Origin of the sequence: Saccharothrix sp. NRRL B-16348, from assembly GCF_001280085.1 — a bacterium.
In the GTDB taxonomy this organism is placed as follows: domain Bacteria; phylum Actinomycetota; class Actinomycetes; order Mycobacteriales; family Pseudonocardiaceae; genus Actinosynnema.
This window is the reverse complement of sequence record NZ_LGED01000206.1, coordinates 84,489-104,146: the sequence shown is the minus strand read 5'-3', so window position 1 is coordinate 104,146 and position 19,658 is coordinate 84,489. Positions and strand designations below refer to the sequence as shown.

Genomic DNA, 19,658 nt, shown 5'->3' with positions numbered 1-19,658 from the left:
GCCGCGGGGAACTGATCAGTAGCGTTCGATGACCGGCTTGTCGGCGTCGGAGCCCGACACGCCGAGGGTGGCCTTGTAGGCCGCTTCCCAGGCGCCGCCGTTGATGGCCTCGTCCAGGATGTCGTTGATCTTGCCGCGCAGGGCCTTGTCCTCCTTGGGGAGGCCGATGCCGTACGGCTCGGTCGAGAACGTCTTGCCGACGACCTTCAGCGTGGTCGGCGACTGCGAGGCGTAGCCCTTGAGGATCGCGTCGTCGGTGGTGACGGCGTCGACCGCGCCCTGCTCCAGCTGCTCGACGCACAGCGAGTAGGTCTGGAGCTCGACGATGTTCTCCGGCTCCGTCAGGCCGTCGGTCTTGACCTTCTGGATCGGCGTGGAGCCGGTCACCGAGCAGACCTTCTTGCCCTTGAGCGTCTCAGGGCCGGTGATCGAGTTGTCGTCCTTCTTCACCAGCAGGTCCTGGCCCGCGGTGTAGTACGGACCGGCGAACCCGACCTGCTCCTTGCGCTTGTTGTTGATCGTGTAGGTGCCGACGTAGTAGTCCACGTCACCGTTGATCAGCGCCTGCTCGCGACCGGCCGACGGGATCGCCTTGTAGTCGATCTTGTCGTCGCCGTAGCCGAGCTTGGCGGCGACCAGCTTCGCGATCTCGATGTCGAAGCCGGTGAACTTGCCGCTGGTCGGGTCCTTGTAACCCAGGCCGGGCTGGTCCTCCTTGACACCGACGATCACGCGGCCACGGGCCTTGATCTTGTCGAAGGTCGGCGAGCCGTCGACCTTCACGTCGGCGGCGACCTGCTGCGAGGGGGCCGTGCCGGTATCGCCGGGGCCACCCTCCTTGCCGCATGCGGTCAGGGCGAGGCCGCCGGCCAGCAGCGCCACCGCAAGGGTGCGAACCCTCATCGTCCTACTCCTGCTCTTCATCGGTAGTGCGGCGCCAGGCTCAGCGCCGCGGTCATGGGACTTCAGTGGGTCAGGATCTTGCCAAGGAAGTCCTTCGCGCGGTTGGACTTCGGCGCGGAGAAGAACGCCTCCGGCGTCGAGTCCTCGACGACTTCACCGTCGGACATGAAGATGACGCGGTCCGCGGCCTTGCGGGCGAAGCCCATCTCGTGGGTCACCACGAGCATGGTCATGCCCTCCTTGGCCAGCGTCGTCATCACGTCCAGCACCTCCTGGACCATCTCCGGGTCCAGCGCGGAGGTGGGCTCGTCGAACAGCATCACCTTGGGCCGCATCGCCAGGGCGCGGGCGATCGCCGCGCGCTGCTGCTGCCCGCCCGAGAGCTGGGCGGGGTACTTCTCCGCCTGGTTCGCGATGCCGACCCGCTCCAGCAGCTCCATGGCCGTCTTGCGGGCCTCGGCCGCCGGGGTCTTGCGGACCTTCACCGGCGCGAGCATCACGTTGTCGACGATGCTCTTGTGGGCGAACAGGTTGAACGACTGGAACACCATGCCGACGTCGGCGCGCAACCGGGCCAGTTCCTTGCCCTCGGCGGGCAGCGCCTGGCCGTCCACCTCGATCACGCCCGACTCGATCGGCTCGAGCCGGTTGATCGTGCGGCACAGCGTGGACTTGCCCGACCCGGACGGCCCGAGCACGACGACGACCTGCCCCTTCGGCACCTCGAGCGTGACGCCCTTGAGGACGTGCAGAGGTCCGAAGAACTTGTCCACGCCCGCCATCCGGATCATCGGCGGTGCAGGAGTGGCGGCGGTCATCAGTCCTCCAGTAGGGGTTCCTGAGCGATGGCGGAAACCTAGGTGTGAATCGCCACACCAGTCCAGGCGGTTGAGCAAGACTTAGGGTCTCAACTCTGTCACAGGGTGGCGACACTTATCGGGGAGGCTCCACGGTGCGGGTGCTGTTGGTCGAGGACGACGACCGCGTGGCGGAAGCGCTGGTGCCGGCGCTCACCAGGCGCGGTTTCACGGTGGACCGGCAGGCCACCGGTCGGGGGACGCTCGATCGGCTGGCCGGGGTGGACGTCGTGCTGCTCGACCTGGGCCTGCCCGATGTGGACGGTGTCACGCTCTGCCGGCACATCCGTGCGGCGAGTGACGTGGCGATCATCGTCGTGTCGGCCCGGGGCGAGATCGACGACCGGATCCTCGGCCTGCACGCCGGGGCGGACGACTACCTGGTCAAACCCTACGACGTGGGCGAGCTGGTGGCCCGCGTGCACGCGGTGCGGCGGCGGCGCGGCGACCCGGTCGGCGTCGGCGGCACGGGCACCGAGGTGTTCGAGGTCTCCGACGTGCGGGTCGACCTGGGTCGGCACGAGGTCACCGTGGCGGGTGAACCCGTGGCACTCTCGCGCAAGGAGTTCCAGGTGTTGGCGCTGGTGGTGGCGGCGGGTGGCGCGGTGTGCACCCGGGAGCGCATCCTGGCCGAGGTGTGGGGACGCACCTGGGCGGGGGCCAACCGGACCCTGGACGTGCACGTGGCGACGTTGCGGACCAAGCTCGGGCGTCCTTCTTTGTTGGAGACGGTGCGCGGTGTCGGGTACCGGTTGAGCGGGGGCTGAGTGCGGTCGCGGCTGCTGGGCATCGTGTTGACGCTGGTCGTGCTGGTGCTGCTCGGCCTGGGCGTCCCGCTCGGCCGCGGCATGGCGCAGGCCGAGCAGCAGGAGATGTTCCTGGACCGGCTCACCGACACCACGCGGTTCGCGTCCGTGGCGCAGCGGCCGTTCATCGACGACCAGCCGGAGGTGCTCAAGCCCGAGCTGCGCCGCTACTACGAGCTGTACGGCATCCGGGTGGCCCTGCTCGGGCGGGACGCGCAGGTGGTGGCGGCGTCCTCGGACGACGTGGACGTGACGGCGCCCGAGGTCGCGGACCTGGTGCACGCCGCGCTGGCCGGTCGCCAGCCCGTCGCGCCGGAGCTGGTCATGCCGTGGGAGTCGACCGAGCTGGTGCTGGCCGAGCCGGTGCTGGAGGCGGGCGAGGTCCGGGGCGCGGTGGTGACGTTCTCGCCGACGTCGAAGACGCGGGGCGAGGTGCTGCTGTGGTGGTCGGTGCTGCTCAGCGGGAGCCTGCTGGTCCTCGTGCTCGGCGTGTTCGTGGCGTTGCCGCTGGTCAGGTGGACGTTGCGGCCCGTGCGGCGGCTGGACGACGCGACCGGGCGGCTGCTGGCGGCGGTGGTGTCCGGGCAGCCGGTGCAGCCGGTCGGGTCGTCGGACGGCCCGCCGGAGCTGCGGCAGCTGTCGCGGTCGTTCGACCAGATGGCGGCGAACGTGAGCGACGTGCTGGCGGCGCAGCGCGCGTTCGTCGCGGACGCCTCCCACCAGCTGCGCAACCCGTTGACCGCGCTGAAGCTGCGTCTGTCCAATTTGGAGGACCACGTGGTCGGCGAGGGCGCCGCGCACCAGGTGGCGGCGTTGGACGAGGCCAACCGGCTCAACCGGATCCTGGACGAGCTGCTGTCCATGGCGCGGGCGGGCGCGCAGTCGGTCGACCCCGTGCCGGTGGACGTGGACCGGGCGGTCGCGGGCCGGCTGTCGGCGTGGCAGCCCGCCGCGGCGGCGCGCGAGGTGCACCTGGTGCTGGACGGCGAGCCGGGCGGCAAGGCGCTGGTGCCGCCGCGCGGGGTGGAGACGGTGCTGGACGCGCTGCTGGACAACGCGCTGAAGTTCACCTCCGACGGCACCCTGGTGCGCGTCGACGTGCGGCGGCGCGACGGCGTGGTGCGGCTGTCGGTGCAGGACGAGGGCCCCGGCCTCGCGCCGGAGGAGCTGGACCGCGCCACGGACCGGTTCTGGCGCAGCCCGGCGCACCAGAACGTGCAGGGCTCCGGCCTGGGCCTGGCGCTGGTGCGGCAGATCGTGGAACGGGTGGACGGCTCCGTGCGGCTGGAGTCGCCGGAGGGCGGCGGCCTGCGGGTGACCGTCGAGTTCCCGGCGTCCTGACCCGGGTCAGGACGTGACCGCCACGCCCTCGGGCGCGTCGCCGACGGCGAACGGGGCGGCGGGCTCGCCGTTCTCGGCGTTGGTCACCGACACGGTGTCCGACCCGGTGTTCGCGATGTAGACGGAGCTGTCGTCGGGCGCCGCCGCGGAGCCCTCGGGCATGCGCTGGACCTTGACGACCTCGAGGGGCTTGCCGGTGGGCCCCAGGACGCTGACGGTGTCCGACCCGGTGTTGGCCACGTGCACCCGGCCGCCGGGGGTGACCGAGACGCCGAGGGGCGCGTCTCCCACCTTGGTGGTGCCGCTCGGGCGGTTGCCGTCCGTCTCGATGACGGTGACCGAGTCGCTGCCGGTGTTGGCCACGTACAGGCGGGCGCCGTCCCGGCTGATGGCGATGCCCGCCGGGAAGAGGCCGACCGGGATGGTGCCGACGGCTGTCTGCGAGGCGGTGTCGATGACCGTGACGCTGTCGCCGCCGTTGTTGGTCACGTACAGCCGGGAGCCGTCAGGGCTGGCCACCGCGCTGTGCGGGAACCGGCCGACCGGGATGGTCTTCACCGGCGCGTTCGTCGCGGTGTCGATGACCGTGACGTCGTCGCGGCCGAAGTTGGTGACGTAGGCGTGCGTGGGCGTGGCGGCGACGCCGAAGGGGTTGGGCCCCACGGGCACGGTGGCGACGACCGCGAGGGTCCGGGTGTCGATCACCGAAACGGTGTTCGAGGACTCGTTGGCGACGTAGACGCGGTGGCCTGCCGGGTGCGCGCCGACACCCGTGGGGTAGTCGCCGACACCCACGGTGGCCGTCACCTTGCCCAGCCGGGTGTCGTACACGGTGACGTTGTCCGAGCCGCTGTTGGCCACGAACACCTGAATTCGGGCCGGCCATCGCGGTGAGGCCTCGAAACCGGTGCCGGCCAGTACCGCGAGCGCCGCGACGGACACCCCCAGACGGGGCAACAGACTCTTTCGGGTAATGGATCGAGAAGACGCCGCGTGAATGCGCGCGCGTACCGAATAAACGGACATGAGCTCCCCGTTTCGGTTCGTGGAAACGCACGGGCCATCGCAGGTCCCGCGCTTGCCATCACACTAACGGCCTAGCGGCGGGCGCGGCCCTTCCAGCGCCTTCTTGACCCCGACTTGGGCGAGCGGTCACGCGTGGCGCTTACACCATAGGAATGACGACGAGTGCACTAAACTTTTACGTCGCGGTAATACCTCATCGCGCCGGGGTGCAATTCGATCGGCGTCGTCTCGATCGCCGAGCGGTGCTCTATCGACCGCGCCACCGGACTGGCGTCCACCAGCGCGGGCTGCGCCTGGAACAGGCCTCTGACCAGCGCTTCCGCCACGTCGTCGGACATCGTGTCGTTGACCAGGAGGAAGTTGCGCACCACCAGGGTGACGACCGGGCCACCTCCTATCCGCTCGTACGCCGACGCGGGCAGGGTCGCCGAGCCGTACACCGGGAAGGCCTGGCGCAGCTTCGGCAGGACGTCGCTCAGGTCGAGCATCCGCAGCTTCACCGCCGACGACAGCGTGGCGACCCGCTCGGTCGGCACGCCGCCGGACCAGAAGAACGCGTCCAGCGCGTTGTCGCGCATGGCGTCCGCGCTGGTCGGCAGGTCCATGTACTGGACCTTGAGGTCGGTCTCCGGCGAGATGCCCGCCGACTCCAGCAGCCGCTGCGCGATGAGCCACACGCCCGAGTCGCGGGCGCCCACGCTGACCCGCAGGCCCTTCAGGTCGGCGAGCTTGGTCGCCGGCAGGTCGTCGCGCACGATCAGCTGGAGGTAGTCGTCGTGCATCCGGGCCAGCGCGTACAGCTTGTGCTCGCCGTCGGCCTGCTGCTTCCGCTCCGCCGCGTCGGCCGCCGAGAACCCGACCTGCGCCTGGTCGGCCCGCAACCGGTCGAGGTTGTCCACGGAGCCCGCCGTGGTCGCCACCTGCGGGCGCGGGATGCCGGGGTCGCGGGTCCACGCGTCGGCCAGCGCGGTGCCCAGCGCGTGGTAGACCCCGCCGGGGCTGCCGGCCGCCATGGTGAGCTTGACCTGGTCGAGGTCGTCACCGCACGCCGTCAAGGACAGGGTGGCCAGGGCCAATGCGGCCCCGACCGCGTGCAACCGCAGAAGCGTTCCCGACACCCGCGCATCGTCGCACGTCCACGCTCTACGCTGGACCCGACGGAAGGACTAGGTGCAGTGACTCGCAGTTACCAGATCCGCACGTTCGGCTGCCAGATGAACGTGCACGACTCCGAGCGCCTGGCCGGCATGTTGGAGGACGCGGGCTACACGCCCGCCGAAGGCGACGTCCCGCCGGACGTCGTGGTGTTCAACACCTGCGCCGTGCGGGAGAACGCCGACAACAAGCTCTACGGCACGCTCGGCCACCTCGCGCCCGCCAAGTCCGCGAACCCCGACATGCAGATCGCCGTCGGCGGCTGCCTCGCGCAGAAGGACCAGGGCGAGATCGTCAAGCGCGCGCCGTGGGTCGACGTGGTCTTCGGCACGCACAACATCGGCTCGCTGCCCGTGCTGCTGGAACGCGCCCGGCACAACCGCGAGGCCCAGGTCGAGATCCTGGACTCGCTGGAGACCTTCCCCTCGACGCTGCCCGCCCGCCGCGACTCGGCCTACTCCGGCTGGGTGTCGGTGTCCGTCGGCTGCAACAACACGTGCACGTTCTGCATCGTGCCGTCGCTGCGCGGCAAGGAGAAGGACCGCCGCCCCGGCGAGGTGCTGGCCGAGGTGCAGGCCCTGGTCGACGAGGGCGTGCTGGAGGTGACGCTGCTCGGGCAGAACGTCAACTCCTACGGCGTCGAGTTCGGCGACCGGTACGCGTTCGGCAAGCTGCTGCGCGCCACCGGCGGCGTCGAGGGGCTGGAGCGGGTCCGGTTCACCTCGCCGCACCCGAAGGACTTCACCGACGACGTGATCGCCGCGATGGCCGAGACGCCCGCCGTGTGCCACTCGCTGCACATGCCGCTGCAGTCGGGCTCGGACCGCGTGCTCAAGGAGATGCGCCGCTCGTACCGGACCGCGAAGTACCTGTCCATCCTGGACAACGTGCGCGCGGCCATGCCGGACGCGGCCATCACCACCGACATCATCGTCGGCTTCCCCGGTGAGACCGAGGAGGACTTCCAGGCCACTTTGGACGTCGTCCGCGAGGCCCGGTTCTCGTCGGCGTTCACGTTCCAGTACTCCAAGCGGCCCGGCACGCCCGCCGCCGAGCTGCCCGACCAGCTGCCCAAGCAGGTCGTGCAGGAGCGCTACGACCGGCTGGTCACGCTGGTCAACGACATCGCGCACGAGCTGAACCGGGAGCAGGTCGGCCGCCGGGTCGAGCTGCTGGTCGCGTCCGGCGAGGGCCGCAAGGACGCCGAGACGCACCGGATGACCGGCCGCGCCCGTGACGGCCGCCTGGTGCACTTCACGCCCGGTGACGCGCACGTGCGGCCCGGTGACGTGGTGGAGACCGTGGTGACCTACGGCGCGCCGCACAACCTGATCGCGGACGGCCCGCTGCTGTCGCACCGCCGGACCAAGGCGGGTGACCGGTCCGAGGCCGGGCTGAAGCCGAAGACGCCGGGCGTGACGCTGGGGCTGCCGTCGTTCGGCAAGCCCGCTCCCCTGCCCGCTGCGGTCGACGGGTGCGCGGTCGGATGAGGAAGTGCCGATGAGCGGCGAGGACCCGGACGACCTGGCCGGGCTCCGCGAGGAGATCGACGACGTCGGCCGTTCGGCGGCCAAGCGCTTCGACCCGGGCGCCGGCGCGTTGACGATCGCCGTCGCGGCGCTGGCGATCCTGGTGTCGCTGGCCCTGCCGTGGGTGGACGGCGTGCAGGGCCTGAGCGTCCTGTTCGGCGCGGGTGACGGGCTGCCGGAGGTGTTCGCCTACGCGGCGGTGGTCGTCGGCGTGCTGCTGCCCGCGCTGACGCTGACCTTGCGCCGGTGGGCGTTGGCGTGGGTGTGCGCGCTGGCGTCGTTCGCCGCGTCGGTGGCGGGCGTGCTGTCGATCTGGACCACGCAGACGACGACCGGCCACCACCCCGGTCCCGGGCCGGGCTTCGGCCTGGTCCTGGCCGTGGTGGCGGTGGTCGTGCTGCTGGTGAAGTGGCTGAAGCTGGCCGCGTCCCGGCCGCCGATGCAGTGACCCCCGCCGGGTTCGACCACGCGGAGCTGCGCACCGAGCGGCTCACGCTGCGTCGGCCGGTGGCGGGTGACGTGGTCGCGGTGCACGCGATCCACCGCGACCCGCTGGCCTGCGCGCACAACCCGTCCGACGCCCTGCGCACCCCGGAAGAGGCCGCGGACCTGCTGGAACGGTGGCTGGAGCACTGGCGGGGGTTCGGCTTCGGCTACTGGGTCGTCCGCCGCCACGACGCCGAGCGGACCCTCGGCTTCTGCGGCGTGAAGCTCACCGACGTCGACGACCGGCGCGCGCTGAACCTGTGCTACCGCTTCGACCCGGCCGACTGGGGCCAGGGCTTCGCCTCCGAGGCGGCCCGCGAAGTCGTGCGGTGGGCGCGCGAGCACCTGCCCGCGCTCCCGGTCGTGGCCAGGGTCCGGCCCGCCAACACCGCCTCGCAGCGGGTGGCGGTCAACGCCGGACTGACCCGCGCCGAACACCTGGACCGCCCGGGCGAGGACGGCCCCGACCTGCTGTTCGCCGCGGGCTGGGAATCCGAACACCTTTCCGCTCTTACCGCGCGACGGTGAGGCGAATCCGCGGACCGTTCACGCACCGGGTCGGCGATTCCCGTCAGCACGGCATGTTCCGCGGCCACACCACGCCGTTCTCGCCCTGCGTGGACGTGCACTGATGCGCGGTGGTCGTAATGGCAGTCGAAGCAGCGGTCGTCGTCGAGGTGGTGGGCGGAACACCCGTGTTCGCCGTCGTGCGGACGGTCGTCACGACTGGCGGCGCTACCGCCTTGGGAATCTCTGACGTCGCCGGTGTGGTCGGCACCGCGGACCGGGTCGGAGGAGGCGAGGTCTCGGCCGGGGACGGCGAGGTGGGCGTGCCGGGTGCAGGACCGATGGTGACCACGGTGACCTGAGGTCCGGCCCCGACATCGCGGGCGACCGACACCGCGAACGCCGCCACCGCCGCCCCCACGGCGCCCGCGATGGCCACCGCGACGAACATCGCGAACCGGTTGTGCGGCGGGACGAGGGTGATCCGACCGATGCTCTGGGCCCCGATCGTCGTGCCGTGGAACTCGCCGCTCATGTCGTTGTGCACGCCCGGAGACGCGTCCCCGGTCGATTTCGCTCCCACTCAGCCCGCCCGATTCACCGCGTCCGCCGACAGGTCGTCCGCACAAGCTATCGGGACGACGCCTGCGTCCCTCCCGCTTTCTGCGGAATGGAACCGGGCACTACGCGAACGGGCCCCGGCACCACTCCCATCGCGAACCGGGGAGCGGCGCAGGGGCCCGTCGACGCGACCTAGCGGCTCGCGACCGCCTGCTCGGCGGCGGCCAGCCACTCGCGCCACTGCTGGGCCTGAGCCTCGGCCTGCTCGGCACGGCGCTTGTCGCCCGCCGTGCGCGCCTTGGCGGCCTGGGCCTCGAACTGCTCGACGCGCTCGCGGAACTGCGCGACGCGGGCCTCGGCCTCCGGGTCGGACTTGCGCCACTGGGCGTCGACCGCGCCGCGGACCCGCTCCTCGATCGCGCGGAGCTTGCCCTCCAGCTCGCGGACCCGCTCGCGCGGCACCTTGCCGATCGCGTCCCACCGCTCCTGGATCTTGTACAGCTGCTGCCGCGCTGCCTCCAGGTCGAGCGACGGGTCGATCCGCTCGGCCTCGGCGAGCAGCTCCTCCTTCAGCTTCGCGTTGGCCGCGAACTCGGCGTCACGCTCGCTGAACGCCTCGGAGCGCTTGGCGAAGAACGCGTCCTGCGCGGCCCGGAACCGCTGCCACAACGCGTCGTCGGCCTCCTTGGGCGCACGCCCGGCGGCCTTCCACTCGACCATCAGCTCCTTGTACCGACCGGCCGTGGGGCCCCAGTCGTCGGACTCGATGAGCTTCTCGGCCTCCTCGACCAGCTCCTGCTTGCGGTTCTTCGCGACACCGCGCTGCCGGTCCAGGTCGGCGAAGTGCGACCCGCGCCGGCGGTTGAACGCGTCACGCGCCTTGGAGAACCGCCGCCACAGCTGCTCGTCGGTCTTGCGGTCGACGCCCCGGATGGTCTTCCACTCGTCCAGGATCTGGCGCAGCCGGTCGCCGGCCGCCTTCCACTGCGTGGACTCGTTGGCCAGGACCTCGGCCTCCTCGACCAGCTCCTGCTTGCGCGCGCCCGCCGCGGCCCGCGCCTCGTCCTTGGCCGCCTTCGCGGCCTCCAGACCCTGCTCGGCCAGCACCAGCACGTACTCGACGCGCGCGGCCAGGGCGGCGAGGTCACCGACCACCGCCGCGTCGGCCAGGCTCTCCTGGACGTGCTTCGCGCTGGTCAGCGCGTGCTTGGGGTCGCCCGCGCCGGAGGACAGCCGCGTCACCAGCAGCTCGACCTCGGTGCGGATGTCGTCGAACCGGCGCGCGAAGTGCGCCAGGCCCTCGGCGGGCTCGCCCGCCTGCCAGGAACCGACGACCCGCTCGCCGTCGGCCGTCTTGACGTAGACGGTGCCGTCCGCGTCCACGCGCCCCCAGCGGTCAGGGTGGTCCGACGCCACGGGGACCGGCGGTGCCGCCGTGACCGGCGTCGCTTCCACCCTGGTCTCCTCGACCACCGCCCCCGCACCACTGTCGCCAGTGGTTCCCGGTGTCGTCTCGTGCTCCGTCATCGCCGGCTTCCTCCTCGCCTGCCCACTTCGTGGTGCCCGTGCCGACCACGGGCGCCCCGCCTACGACGGGGCCCAGCACCCGAGTACCGCGACGCTCCCTAAGAGTGCCCAGTACCTCGCGCGCATTCAAACAGGTCAAGGCTCGCATCGGTACCGGTGGTGGCCGATGAGTAGCGTGGACTGCCATGATCTCGCGCCTGGTGGTCGTGCCGCACCCTCCGCTGCTGGTGCCCGAACTGGTCGCCGGCGCCGCGCCGGACACCGAACCGGTGCGCTCGGCGTGCCTGGCCGCGGCACGGGACCTGGCCGCGCACGCTCCCGACTGGGTGGCCGTGGGCGTCGACCCGTCCGGCCCGCGGGTGGTCGAGGGCGTCACGGGCACGTTCCGCGGCTTCGGGGTGGACGTGCGGGTGTCGCTGTCGGACGACGCGTCCCCGGTGGTGGAGGACCTGCCGCTGCCGGCGCTGGTCGCGGCGTGGCTTCGGGAACGCGCCGGCGCGCGGTCCGTGCGCGTGCACCTGGTGCCGCCGGGCCTGGCCACCGCCGAGTGCGTCGCGCTGGGCGAGCGGCTGGCCGGCTCACGCGCGCTGCTGGTGCTCGGCGACGGCTCGCACCGGCGCGGCGAGCTGGCCGTCGGACGGGCGGACGAGCGGGCCGAGCCGTTCGACGAAGACGTGCGCAAGGCGCTGGCCACGGCGGACACGGCCGCGTTGCGCGCGCTCGACCCGGCGTTGGCGGCCGAGTTGGGCGCGAACGGGCGGGCCGCGTGGCAGGTGGCCGCGGGCGTGCCGGGTGCGTGGCGGTGCGCCCGGTCGGCGTTCCTGGCGCCCTTCGGCGTCGGGTACCACGTGGCGGTCTGGGAGGCTTGAGCGCGTGAACACCCCCATCGCCGTCGTCGGACCCACCGCCACCGGCAAGTCGGACCTGGCCGTGCGGCTGGCCGTCGAACTGGGCGGCGAGGTGGTCAACGCCGACGCGATGCAGCTCTACCGGGGCATGGACATCGGCACGGCCAAGATCACCGAGGCCGAGCGGCAGGGCGTGCCGCACCACCTCCTCGACGTGCTGGACGTGACCGAGACCGCGTCCGTCGCCGCCTACCAGCGCGAAGCGCGGGCCGTGGTGGAACGGCTGCTGGCCGACGGCCGCACGCCGGTGCTGGTCGGCGGCTCCGGCCTCTACGTGCAGGCCGTGCTGGACGACCTCGTGTTCCCCGGCACGGACGAGAAGATCCGCACCCAGCTGGAGCAGGAGCTGGCCGTGTTCGGCGCGGAGACGCTGCACGGCAGGCTGGCGCAGCTGGACCCGGCCGCGGCGCTGGCGATCCTGCCGAGCAACGGCCGCCGGGTGGTGCGCGCGCTGGAGGTCATCGAGCTGACCGGTCAGCCGTTCTCGGCCACGCTGCCCAAGCCCGGCCCGGCCCGCTACGGCACGGTGGTCGTCGGGCTGGACCGCGACGTGTCCGAACTGGACGAGCGGGTCGACGCGCGGGTGGCGCGGATGTTCGAGGCCGGGCTGGTGGACGAGGTGCGCGCGCTGGAGGCCCGCGGCCTGCGCGACGGCCGCACGGCGTCCCGCGCGCTGGGCTACCAGCAGGTGCTGGCCGCGTTCGACGGCGAGTGCACGATCGAGGAGGCCGCGGCCACGACCGCGCAGGCCACCCGGCGGTTCGTCCGCAAGCAGCGGTCCTGGTTCCGCCGCGACCGGCGGGTGACGTGGTTCGACGCGGGCGAGCCGGGGCTGGCCGACGACGTGCTCAAACTGGTCGCACCGTAGCCTGGTGCCCGTGGGAGTCGAGTTTCTGAAGGGCCACGGCACCGAGAACGACTTCGTCGTGCTGCCCGATCCGGACGGCCTGCTCGACCTGACCGAGTCGCGCGTGCGCGCGTTGTGCGACCGGCGGCGCGGCTTGGGCGCGGACGGCGTGCTGCGGGTCGTGCGGCCCGACTTCGGCCCGTGGTTCATGGACTACCGCAACGCCGACGGCTCGATCGCCGAGATGTGCGGCAACGGGGTGCGCGTGTTCTCGAAGTACCTGGTCGAGGCCGAGCTGGCGCCGGCGGGCGAGTTCACCATCGGCACGCGTGCCGGTGAGCGGCACGTCGTCGTGCACGACGACGGCACGGTGACCGCGGACATGGGGCGCGTGCTGATCACCGGCACGGGCACGGCCACGGTCGGCGGCAGCGCGTTCGGCGGTGTCGCGGTGGACGTCGGCAACCCGCACCTGGCGTGCGTGACCGAGGTGCCGGTGGCGGAGCTCGACCTGGAGCTGCCGCCCGGCCACGACCCGGTGCAGTTCCCGCACGGCGTAAACGTCGAGTTCGTCAACGTGCTGGACGACGGCGCGCTGAAGATGCGCGTGCACGAGCGCGGCGTGGGCGAGACCCGGTCGTGCGGCACGGGCACGGTGGCCTCGGTGGCGTCGTGGCTGTACGGGGCAGGCCGGCGCACCGGCAAGGCCACTGTGGACGTCCTGGGTGGACAGGTGTCGGTGGTGATCGAGGAGGAGACCTCGACGCTCACCGGCCCGGCCGTGCTGCTCGCCCGCGGGGAGCTCGACCAGGCCTGGTGGGACGCGCTCTAGAGCGCGAACACCTCCAGCTTGCCCAGCCTCGCCTCGGCCACCACCTCGGGCTGCGAGCTGGGCGCCGTGCAGCAGACCAGCTTGTCCTCGACGATCGCGACGGCGAAGCAGACCTGGCTGGTCTCCACCTTCCGGGTGATCTCGCCGCCCTCCTCGACCCGGAACGCGAACGGCTGGAGCGCGGGCGCGACCCACACGCCGCCGTCGGCGTCCACCGCGATGCCGTCCGGGGCGATGAAGTGCTCGCGCAGCGACGCGAAGACCTGCCGGTCGGACAGCGAGCCGTCGTCGGCCACGGCGAACGACGTCAGGCCGAACGCCAGCGTCTCGGCGATGACCAGCCTGCCGTCGGGCAGCAACCCGGTTCCGTTCGGGAACTTCAGGTCCTCGGCCGCCACGCTGACCGTGCCGTCGGGCCTGACCAGCGCCAACGGCGTGCCGGGCGCGACCCAGCCCGGCTCCAGCATCGGCACCTCGCCACCCGACGCGAGGGCGGCGTGCAGGTCGAAGCCGAAGTTGCCGACGTACGCGCGGCCGTGCGCGTCGACCAGCATGTCGTTGGCGTGGAAGGTGGCGATGCCGGCGAGGTCGGCGTGCTCGACCAGGCCGTCCGGCTCCAGCCGCAGCACCTTGCGGTCCCGCATCGACACCACGAGCAGCCGCCCGTCCGGCAGCCAGCCGAGCCCCGACGGCTGCTCCGGCACCTCGCAGACGACCTCCTCCTCGCCCGAGGCCAGGTCGAGGGCGCGGACCTCGTGGTCGTAGAAGTCCGAGTAGTGCAGCCTGCCGTCGGGCCCCTGCCGCGGACCCTCGCCGAACCGGAGACCTTCGCGCAGCACGGTGGTGTCAACCATGTCGATCGACGCTAGTGATCACCGGCACGTCGCGCATCGACCGCAGCGGTGACAAGACCACCCAAAGGACGGACAGGATCATCCCGGCCGACGCGACCCACAGCGTGGCGCGGACGCCGACCCACTCGGCCAGCGCGCCGCCCGCCACCCCGCCGACCGGCATCGCGCCCCAGGACAGGAACCGGACGCTCGCGTTCATCCGGCCTTGCAACCGCTCCGGGCACAACGCCTGCCGCAGGCTGACCTGGGAGATGTTGTAGACCACCACGCCCGCGGACGTGACCAGCGTGCCGACCGCGAACAGCACCACCCGCCAACCCGGCTCGGCCAACGGGACCAGCACCCACGTCGGCTGCGTGACCAGCATCGACAGCCACACCAGCCGCACCTGCCCGAACCGCGCCAACCGGCCGGCGAGCAGGCCGGCGAGCACGCCGCCCGCGCTGCCGACCCCCAGCAGCGCCGCGGCGGCCGTGGTGGACAGCGCCAGGTCGCGCAGCAGGAACAGCACGGTGACCGCGCCCCACATGGCGTTGGTCAGGTTGAACGACGTCGTGCACAGCACCACCGGCCGCAGCAGCGGGTGCCGGAACACGAACCGGAGCCCTTCGGCCATGTCCGCCCAGAGCGCGCGCTCTCGCGGCTCCACGGCCCGTTCAGGCGCCCGCATGCCACTCAGGAGCAGCGCCGACGCCACGAACGACGCGGTGATGGCCAGCACGGCGTTCGCGCTGCCCAGGAGCTGCACCAGCGGCCCGCTCAACGGTCGGCCGGACAGCCGCGCCACCTGCTGCGTCGACACCAGCCGGCCGTTCGCCGGGGCCAACCCGTCCCGGTCGACCAGCGTCGGCAGGTACGCCTGGGACGCCACCTCGAAGAACACCGTCAGCACACCGGCGACGAGCGCGGCGAGCAGCAGGTGGACGTACGTGAGGTCGCCCAGCCACGCCGCGACCGGCACCGTGGCCAGCACCACCGCGCGCCCGACCGTGCTCCGGACCAGCACCGGCCGCTTGCGCGCCCGGTCCACGTAGACGCCGACGGGCAGGCCGACGAGCAGGAACGCGGCCGTGCTCGCGGCGGTGAGCAGGCCCACCTGGAACGCCGACGCGCCCAACGCCTCGATCGCCACCACCGGCAGCACGAACGTGTAGACCGCCGTGCCGAACTGGTTGGCCGCGTCGCTGCCCCAGAACAGCCGGAAGTCACGCGGTAACGGCATCGCGGCTCCTCAGCGGCGACAACACCACCCACAGCACCGACAGCGCCTGACCTGTCATGGCCACCCACAGCGTGGCCGTGACGCCGATGCCGCCACCGAGCACACCACCGAGCAGGCCGCCGATCGGCATGGAGCCCCACACCACGAACCGGATGCTGGCGTTCATCCGGCCGAGCAGGTGGTCCGGGCAGATGGACTGCCGGTAGCTGACCTGGGCGATGTTGTAGACCGTCGCCCCGTACGCGATGGCGGCCTCGCCGACGATCAGGAACCCCATCCGCCAGTCCGCCGCGCCCAGCGGGACGAGGAGCCCCAACGGCCACGTGACCAGGCCGGACAGCCAGATCACCGTGGTCTGGCCGAAGCGGGTGTTCCACCGGTTCACGGTCAGCGCGCCCAGCACGCCGCCGACGCCCGCCGCGCTGAGGACCAGGCCGACCACGCCGTCCGACAGGCCGAGCCCGCGCACCATGAACAGCACCAGCACGGCCGCGGCCATGCCGCCGAAGAAGTTCGCGGTGCCCGTGCAGCCGACGATCGCGCGCAGCGACCGGTTGCCGAAGACGAACCGCAGGCCCTCGGCGATCTCGTGCGCCAGACCGGGCTTGTCCGGCTTCCTGGGCGGCGGCTCCTCCGTGCGGATGCGCAGCAGGAACAACGCCGAGGCCAGGTAGCCGACCGCGGTGCCGAGCACGCCCACGGCCACGCCGACCGCCTGGGCGACGCCACCGGCCACGGCGGGCCCCGACACCTCGGCCACCGCCCGGCTGGCCTCCAGCTTCGAGTTGCCCTCGACCAGCTGCTCACGGCCGACCAGCGCGGGCAGGTACGACTGGTAGGCGATGTCGAACATGACGGTGGCCGCGCCGACCAGCAGCGCGACCACGACCAGGTGCGGCAGCGTGAGCACGTCCAGCCACCAGGCCAGCGGGACCGACAGCAGCAGGGCGACCCGCGTGAAGTCGGCCACGAGCATCACCGGACGGCGGCGCAGCCGGTCCACCCACACCCCGGCGGGCAGCCCGATCAGCAGGAACGCGGCCGTGCTCGCGGCCGACAGCACGCCCATCTCGAACGGCGTCGCGGCCAGCGCGCCCACGGCGAGCAGCGGCAACACCGTGCGGCCGATCGCGGAGCCGAACTGGCTGATGGTGTCGCCTGCCCACAGCAGGCGGAAGTCGCGATGAGACCAGAGGGACACGCTCGGAAGTGTCGCGGGAGTGATTGGAAACTGTCAATCACTTGTTCCGCGAGGTCTAAGCTGTGCCGGTGGAACGACGTCCGGCGACCGACGCCGAGGCCGCCGCCCTGGCCTCGGCCGTGCGGCTGCGCATCATCCGCCTCACGTACGACCGCGCGTTGACCAACAAGGAGATCGCCGAACGGCTCGGCAAGGACCCCGCCACCACCCTCCACCACGTGCGCAAACTCGTCGCCACGGGCTTCCTGGAGGCCCAGGAGGAGCGCACCGGCAACCGGGGCGCGCGGGAGATCCCGTACCGGTCCACGGGGCTGTCCTGGCGGCTGCACAAGGGCAGCAGCCCGTACCCCGAGGAGACCAGCGAGGCCGTGTTCCAGGCCTTCCTGAGCGAGGTAGCGGAGGTCGGTCCGGCCGCGATGAACCAGTTCCGGCTGGTGGCCAGGGTCGACCGCGCGGAACTAAAACGGCGCCTCCAGACGTTGTTGGATGAGCTGGCAACAGAGCCGGCCCACCCCGACGGGGAACGCGTGGCGATCTACCTGGCGCTCTACCCAGGCGATTAACCACTCGTACCGGCAGGGGTGCCGTGGGACGATGAAGGGCAAATGACGGAAAACACGTACAGCAGCAACGACTGGCTCGACCACGAGGACGAGCTGTCCACCGGCGACCTGGCGCTCGAAGAGCGCGCCGCGCTGCGCCGCGTCGCAGGGTTGTCCACCGAGCTCGAGGACGTCACCGAGGTCGAGTACCGGCAGCTCCGGTTGGAGCGGGTCGTGCTGGTCGGCGTGTGGACCGAGGGCACGACGGCCGATTCGGACGCCTCCATGGCGGAACTGGCCCTGCTCGCCGAGACCGCCGGCTCCGAGGTGCTGGAAGGCCTCGTGCAGCGGCGCGAACGGCCCGACCCGGCGACCTACATCGGCTCCGGCAAGGTGCACGAACTGCGCGACGTCGTGATCGCGACCGGCGCGGACACGGTGATCTGCGACGGCGAGCTCTCACCCGGCCAGCTGCGGCAGCTGGAGGAGAAGCTCAAGGTCAAGGTCGTCGACCGCACCGCGCTGATCCTCGACATCTTCGCCCAGCACGCGTCCACCCGCGAGGGCAAGGCGCAGGTCGAGATGGCCCAGCTCCAGTACCTCCTGCCGCGCCTGCGCGGTTGGGGCGAGTCGCTGTCCCGGCAGGCCGGTGGTCGTGCCGGCGGCGGCAACGGCGGCGTGGGTCTGCGCGGTCCCGGTGAGACCAAGCTCGAGACCGACCGCAGGCGCATCCGCGCGCGCATCTCCAAGCTGCGCCGCGAGATCGCCGCGATGAGCGTCATCCGGGAGACCAAGCGGCACCGCCGCGTGGCCAACTCGGTGCCGAACGTCGCCATCGCGGGGTACACGAACGCGGGCAAGTCCAGCCTGCTCAACGCGCTGACCGGCGCGGGGGTGCTGGTGCAGGACGCCCTGTTCGCGACCCTCGACCCGACCACGCGGCGCACCGAGACGCCCGAGGGCCTCGCCTACACGTTGACCGACACGGTCGGCTTCGTGCGGCACCTGCCGCACCAGCTGGTCGAGGCGTTCCGGTCGACGCTGGAGGAGGTCGCCGACGCGGACCTGCTGGTCCACGTGGTCGACGGCTCCGACGCGATGCCGGAGAAGCAGGTCATGGCGGTGCGCGAGGTGATCAGGGAGATCTCGTCGCGGCGGGACGACCCGATGCCGACCGAGCTGCTCGTGGTGAACAAGGTCGACGCGGTCGGCGAGCTGGGCATGGCCCGGCTGCGGCACCTGTTCCCGACAGCCGTGTTCGTGTCCGCGCACACCGGCGAGGGCATCGCCGACCTGCGTGAGCGCATCGCGGCCATGACGCCGCGGCCGGAGGTCGTGGTCGACGCGCTCGTGCCGTACGCGCGGGGCGAGCTGGTCGCGCGGGTGCACCGCGAGGGCGAGGTCCTCAAGGAACGGCACACCGAGGAGGGCACCGAGCTGTCCGCCCGGGTCCGGCCGGATCTGGCCGGCGTGCTGGAGAAGTTCGCCGTGAACGGAAGCCGCGCCTGAGCCCTTGCGCGCGCTGCTGGTAGTCCTGGGACTCGTGCTGACGGCCGGTTCCGCTTCGGCGGAGCCGGCCGTCGCCGACGTCTGCGCGGTGACCGACCAGCGGCTGGAGGAGCTGTCCGGGCTCGCGTCCGACGGCACGCACTGGTTCGCCGTGAACGACAGCGACGACGGCCGGTTGAAGGTCCAGGTGCTCGACCGCACGTGCGGGATCATCCGCACGATCAGCACGCCCAACAACCCGTTCGACGCCGAAGATCTCGCATTGGCTCCTGACGGAACCCTGTGGGTCGCGGACACCGGGGACAACGGCAAGTCACGCGAAACCGTGGCATTGCATGCCGTTTCACCGGACGGCAGCGCACGTTTGTACCGACTTACGTATCCTGACGGAAAGCACGACGCGGAAGCATTGTTGCTCGACGGTTCCGGCATTCCGCACATCGTCACGAAGGAAACGATCGGGTCGGCGTTGGTGTACCGGCCGGCGTCCGGGTTGAGCGAGGGCGCGCCCACGCCGATGGAGCAGGTGGCGCGGGTGTCGATCAGCACGACGGAGACCGTCGGCGGGCCGTTGCAGAACTCCGTGGTGACGCGCCTGGTCACGGGCGGGGCGATGTCCCGCGACGGCCGGGTGGCGGCGTTGCGGACCTACACCGACGCGTACCTGTTCCCGGTGCCGGACGGCGACCTGGCCAAGGCGCTGGAGTCGGACCCGGTGCGGGTGCCGCTGGCCGGTGAGCCGCAGGGTGAGGCCATCGCGTTCGACCCGGACGGCACGCTGCTGTCGGCGTCCGAGTTCGGCAGCGCCGGCACCGCGTCGAGCGTGCGCGCGGTGGCGGGTGCGGCGGCGTTGGCCGTGCCGCCGGCGCCGACCACCACGACGGAGGCCCCACCGGCCGGCGACGACCGGACCACCACTCCCCCGGCCACCGAGTCGCAGTCGCCGTGGCCCGTGGTGGGCGGCGGCGCGGTGGCGTTGGTGCTGGTGGGCGCGCTGGTGCGCCGCTCACGCCGACGCAGGGCGTGAGCGGCCGCTCCCAGTTCC

20 protein-coding genes are annotated in these 19,658 nt (G+C 72.0%); 11 read left to right on the top strand and 9 right to left on the bottom strand.

Going from position 1 to position 19,658, the window contains the following annotated elements:
* Window positions 1-15: 15 nt before the first annotated feature.
* Window positions 16-903, bottom strand: a complete 888-nt coding sequence (locus tag ADK67_RS24530; RefSeq protein ID WP_053718840.1) for a glutamate ABC transporter substrate-binding protein — start codon at window positions 901-903, stop codon at window positions 16-18.
* Between the two features lie 62 nt (window positions 904-965).
* Window positions 966-1,694 carry an amino acid ABC transporter ATP-binding protein gene (locus tag ADK67_RS24525; RefSeq protein WP_197289598.1) on the bottom strand — a complete coding sequence of 243 codons (729 nt, stop codon included), beginning with the start codon at window positions 1,692-1,694 and terminating at the stop codon, window positions 966-968.
* Between the two features lie 161 nt (window positions 1,695-1,855).
* Between ADK67_RS24525 and ADK67_RS24520 the strand changes: the two genes are divergently transcribed.
* Entirely contained in the window at window positions 1,856-2,527 is a 672-nt protein-coding gene (locus ADK67_RS24520; protein ID WP_053718838.1) for a response regulator transcription factor, read from the top strand.
* Window positions 2,528-3,907 (top strand): HAMP domain-containing sensor histidine kinase, encoded by a 1,380-nt coding sequence (locus ADK67_RS24515; RefSeq protein WP_053718837.1) that lies wholly within the window; start codon window positions 2,528-2,530, stop codon window positions 3,905-3,907.
* Window positions 3,908-3,913: 6 nt separating this feature from the next.
* Here the strand turns inward: ADK67_RS24515 and ADK67_RS24510 are convergent, their stop codons facing one another.
* Together ADK67_RS24510 and ADK67_RS24505 are read right to left on the bottom strand one after the other, a co-directional pair.
* The gene (locus ADK67_RS24510) at window positions 3,914-4,864 is read right to left on the bottom strand and encodes a beta-propeller fold lactonase family protein (RefSeq protein ID WP_231648345.1); all 951 of its coding nucleotides are present in this window, start codon (window positions 4,862-4,864) and stop codon (window positions 3,914-3,916) included.
* Window positions 4,865-5,100: 236 nt separating this feature from the next.
* Window positions 5,101-6,051: a TAXI family TRAP transporter solute-binding subunit gene (locus tag ADK67_RS24505; protein WP_231648344.1), complete on the bottom strand. Its 951-nt coding sequence runs from the start codon at window positions 6,049-6,051 to the stop codon at window positions 5,101-5,103.
* A gap of 57 nt (window positions 6,052-6,108) precedes the next feature.
* Here ADK67_RS24505 and miaB point away from each other — a divergent pair, with 57 nt between their 5' ends.
* The 3 genes from miaB to ADK67_RS24490 are packed head-to-tail and all read left to right on the top strand — an operon-like array spanning window position 6,109 to window position 8,631.
* Window positions 6,109-7,578, top strand: coding sequence for a tRNA (N6-isopentenyl adenosine(37)-C2)-methylthiotransferase MiaB (miaB, locus tag ADK67_RS24500; RefSeq protein WP_082403730.1), 1,470 nt, complete (start codon window positions 6,109-6,111; stop codon window positions 7,576-7,578).
* Between the two features lie 10 nt (window positions 7,579-7,588).
* On the top strand, window positions 7,589-8,065 hold the full coding sequence (locus tag ADK67_RS24495; protein ID WP_053718835.1) for an Rv2732c family membrane protein: 477 nt from the start codon (window positions 7,589-7,591) through the stop codon (window positions 8,063-8,065).
* Entirely contained in the window at window positions 8,026-8,631 is a 606-nt protein-coding gene (locus ADK67_RS24490) for a GNAT family N-acetyltransferase (protein ID WP_231648343.1), read from the top strand. The genes ADK67_RS24495 and ADK67_RS24490 overlap by 40 nt, the downstream gene beginning before the upstream one ends.
* A 43-nt stretch (window positions 8,632-8,674) precedes the next feature.
* Here ADK67_RS24490 and ADK67_RS24485 read toward each other — a convergent pair whose 3' ends face one another.
* Both ADK67_RS24485 and ADK67_RS24480 read right to left on the bottom strand, forming a co-directional pair.
* The gene (locus tag ADK67_RS24485) at window positions 8,675-9,145 is read right to left on the bottom strand and encodes a hypothetical protein (protein ID WP_157620801.1); all 471 of its coding nucleotides are present in this window, start codon (window positions 9,143-9,145) and stop codon (window positions 8,675-8,677) included.
* 218 nt (window positions 9,146-9,363) lie between these two features.
* Complete coding sequence (locus ADK67_RS24480) at window positions 9,364-10,698, bottom strand: DUF349 domain-containing protein (protein WP_053718832.1); 1,335 nt, start codon at window positions 10,696-10,698, stop codon at window positions 9,364-9,366.
* 185 nt (window positions 10,699-10,883) lie between these two features.
* On the opposite strand from ADK67_RS24480, the gene ADK67_RS24475 reads away from it, so the two are divergent.
* Genes ADK67_RS24475 through dapF form a run of 3 tightly spaced genes read left to right on the top strand, consistent with a single transcriptional unit; the run spans window position 10,884 to window position 13,285 of the window.
* Window positions 10,884-11,567, top strand: a complete 684-nt coding sequence (locus ADK67_RS24475) for an aromatic ring-opening dioxygenase LigB (protein ID WP_053718831.1) — start codon at window positions 10,884-10,886, stop codon at window positions 11,565-11,567.
* Between the two features lie 4 nt (window positions 11,568-11,571).
* Entirely contained in the window at window positions 11,572-12,474 is a 903-nt protein-coding gene (miaA, locus tag ADK67_RS24470) for a tRNA (adenosine(37)-N6)-dimethylallyltransferase MiaA (protein WP_053718830.1), read from the top strand.
* Between the two features lie 10 nt (window positions 12,475-12,484).
* On the top strand, window positions 12,485-13,285 hold the full coding sequence (dapF, locus tag ADK67_RS24465) for a diaminopimelate epimerase (RefSeq protein WP_053718829.1): 801 nt from the start codon (window positions 12,485-12,487) through the stop codon (window positions 13,283-13,285).
* On the opposite strand, the gene ADK67_RS24460 is transcribed toward dapF, so the two are convergent.
* The 3 genes from ADK67_RS24460 to ADK67_RS24450 are packed head-to-tail and all read right to left on the bottom strand — an operon-like array spanning window position 13,282 to window position 16,562.
* Entirely contained in the window at window positions 13,282-14,139 is an 858-nt protein-coding gene (locus tag ADK67_RS24460) for an SMP-30/gluconolactonase/LRE family protein (protein ID WP_053718828.1), read from the bottom strand. The two genes, dapF and ADK67_RS24460, sit on opposite strands and share 4 nt — an antisense overlap.
* Window positions 14,132-15,361: an MFS transporter gene (locus ADK67_RS24455; RefSeq protein WP_053718827.1), complete on the bottom strand. Its 1,230-nt coding sequence runs from the start codon at window positions 15,359-15,361 to the stop codon at window positions 14,132-14,134. The genes ADK67_RS24460 and ADK67_RS24455 overlap by 8 nt, the downstream gene beginning before the upstream one ends.
* On the bottom strand, window positions 15,345-16,562 hold the full coding sequence (locus tag ADK67_RS24450; protein ID WP_053718826.1) for an MFS transporter: 1,218 nt from the start codon (window positions 16,560-16,562) through the stop codon (window positions 15,345-15,347). The genes ADK67_RS24455 and ADK67_RS24450 overlap by 17 nt, the downstream gene beginning before the upstream one ends.
* 62 nt (window positions 16,563-16,624) lie before the next feature.
* On the opposite strand from ADK67_RS24450, the gene ADK67_RS24445 reads away from it, so the two are divergent.
* The 3 genes from ADK67_RS24445 to ADK67_RS24435 are packed head-to-tail and all read left to right on the top strand — an operon-like array spanning window position 16,625 to window position 19,640.
* Complete coding sequence (locus tag ADK67_RS24445) at window positions 16,625-17,125, top strand: ArsR/SmtB family transcription factor (RefSeq protein ID WP_053718825.1); 501 nt, start codon at window positions 16,625-16,627, stop codon at window positions 17,123-17,125.
* A gap of 42 nt (window positions 17,126-17,167) precedes the next feature.
* Window positions 17,168-18,613, top strand: a complete 1,446-nt coding sequence (gene hflX, locus ADK67_RS24440) for a GTPase HflX (RefSeq protein WP_053718824.1) — start codon at window positions 17,168-17,170, stop codon at window positions 18,611-18,613.
* 4 nt (window positions 18,614-18,617) lie between these two features.
* Window positions 18,618-19,640: a hypothetical protein gene (locus ADK67_RS24435; protein ID WP_231648342.1), complete on the top strand. Its 1,023-nt coding sequence runs from the start codon at window positions 18,618-18,620 to the stop codon at window positions 19,638-19,640.
* The last annotated feature ends 18 nt before the right edge of the window (window positions 19,641-19,658 follow it).

Coding starts and splice junctions, on each gene's coding strand:
- ADK67_RS24530 (WP_053718840.1), bottom strand. CDS start 903: ATGAGGGTTCGCACCCTTGCGGTGGCGCTGCTGGCCGGCGGCCTCGCC.
- ADK67_RS24525 (WP_197289598.1), bottom strand. CDS start 1,694: ATGATCCGGATGGCGGGCGTGGACAAGTTCTTCGGACCTCTGCACGTC.
- ADK67_RS24495 (WP_053718835.1), top strand. CDS start 7,589: ATGAGCGGCGAGGACCCGGACGACCTGGCCGGGCTCCGCGAGGAGATC.
- ADK67_RS24485 (WP_157620801.1), bottom strand. CDS start 9,145: ATGAGCGGCGAGTTCCACGGCACGACGATCGGGGCCCAGAGCATCGGT.
- ADK67_RS24480 (WP_053718832.1), bottom strand. CDS start 10,698: ATGACGGAGCACGAGACGACACCGGGAACCACTGGCGACAGTGGTGCG.
- ADK67_RS24475 (WP_053718831.1), top strand. CDS start 10,884: ATGATCTCGCGCCTGGTGGTCGTGCCGCACCCTCCGCTGCTGGTGCCC.
- ADK67_RS24460 (WP_053718828.1), bottom strand. CDS start 14,139: ATGGTTGACACCACCGTGCTGCGCGAAGGTCTCCGGTTCGGCGAGGGT.
- ADK67_RS24455 (WP_053718827.1), bottom strand. CDS start 15,361: ATGCCGTTACCGCGTGACTTCCGGCTGTTCTGGGGCAGCGACGCGGCC.
- hflX (WP_053718824.1), top strand. CDS start 17,168: ATGACGGAAAACACGTACAGCAGCAACGACTGGCTCGACCACGAGGAC.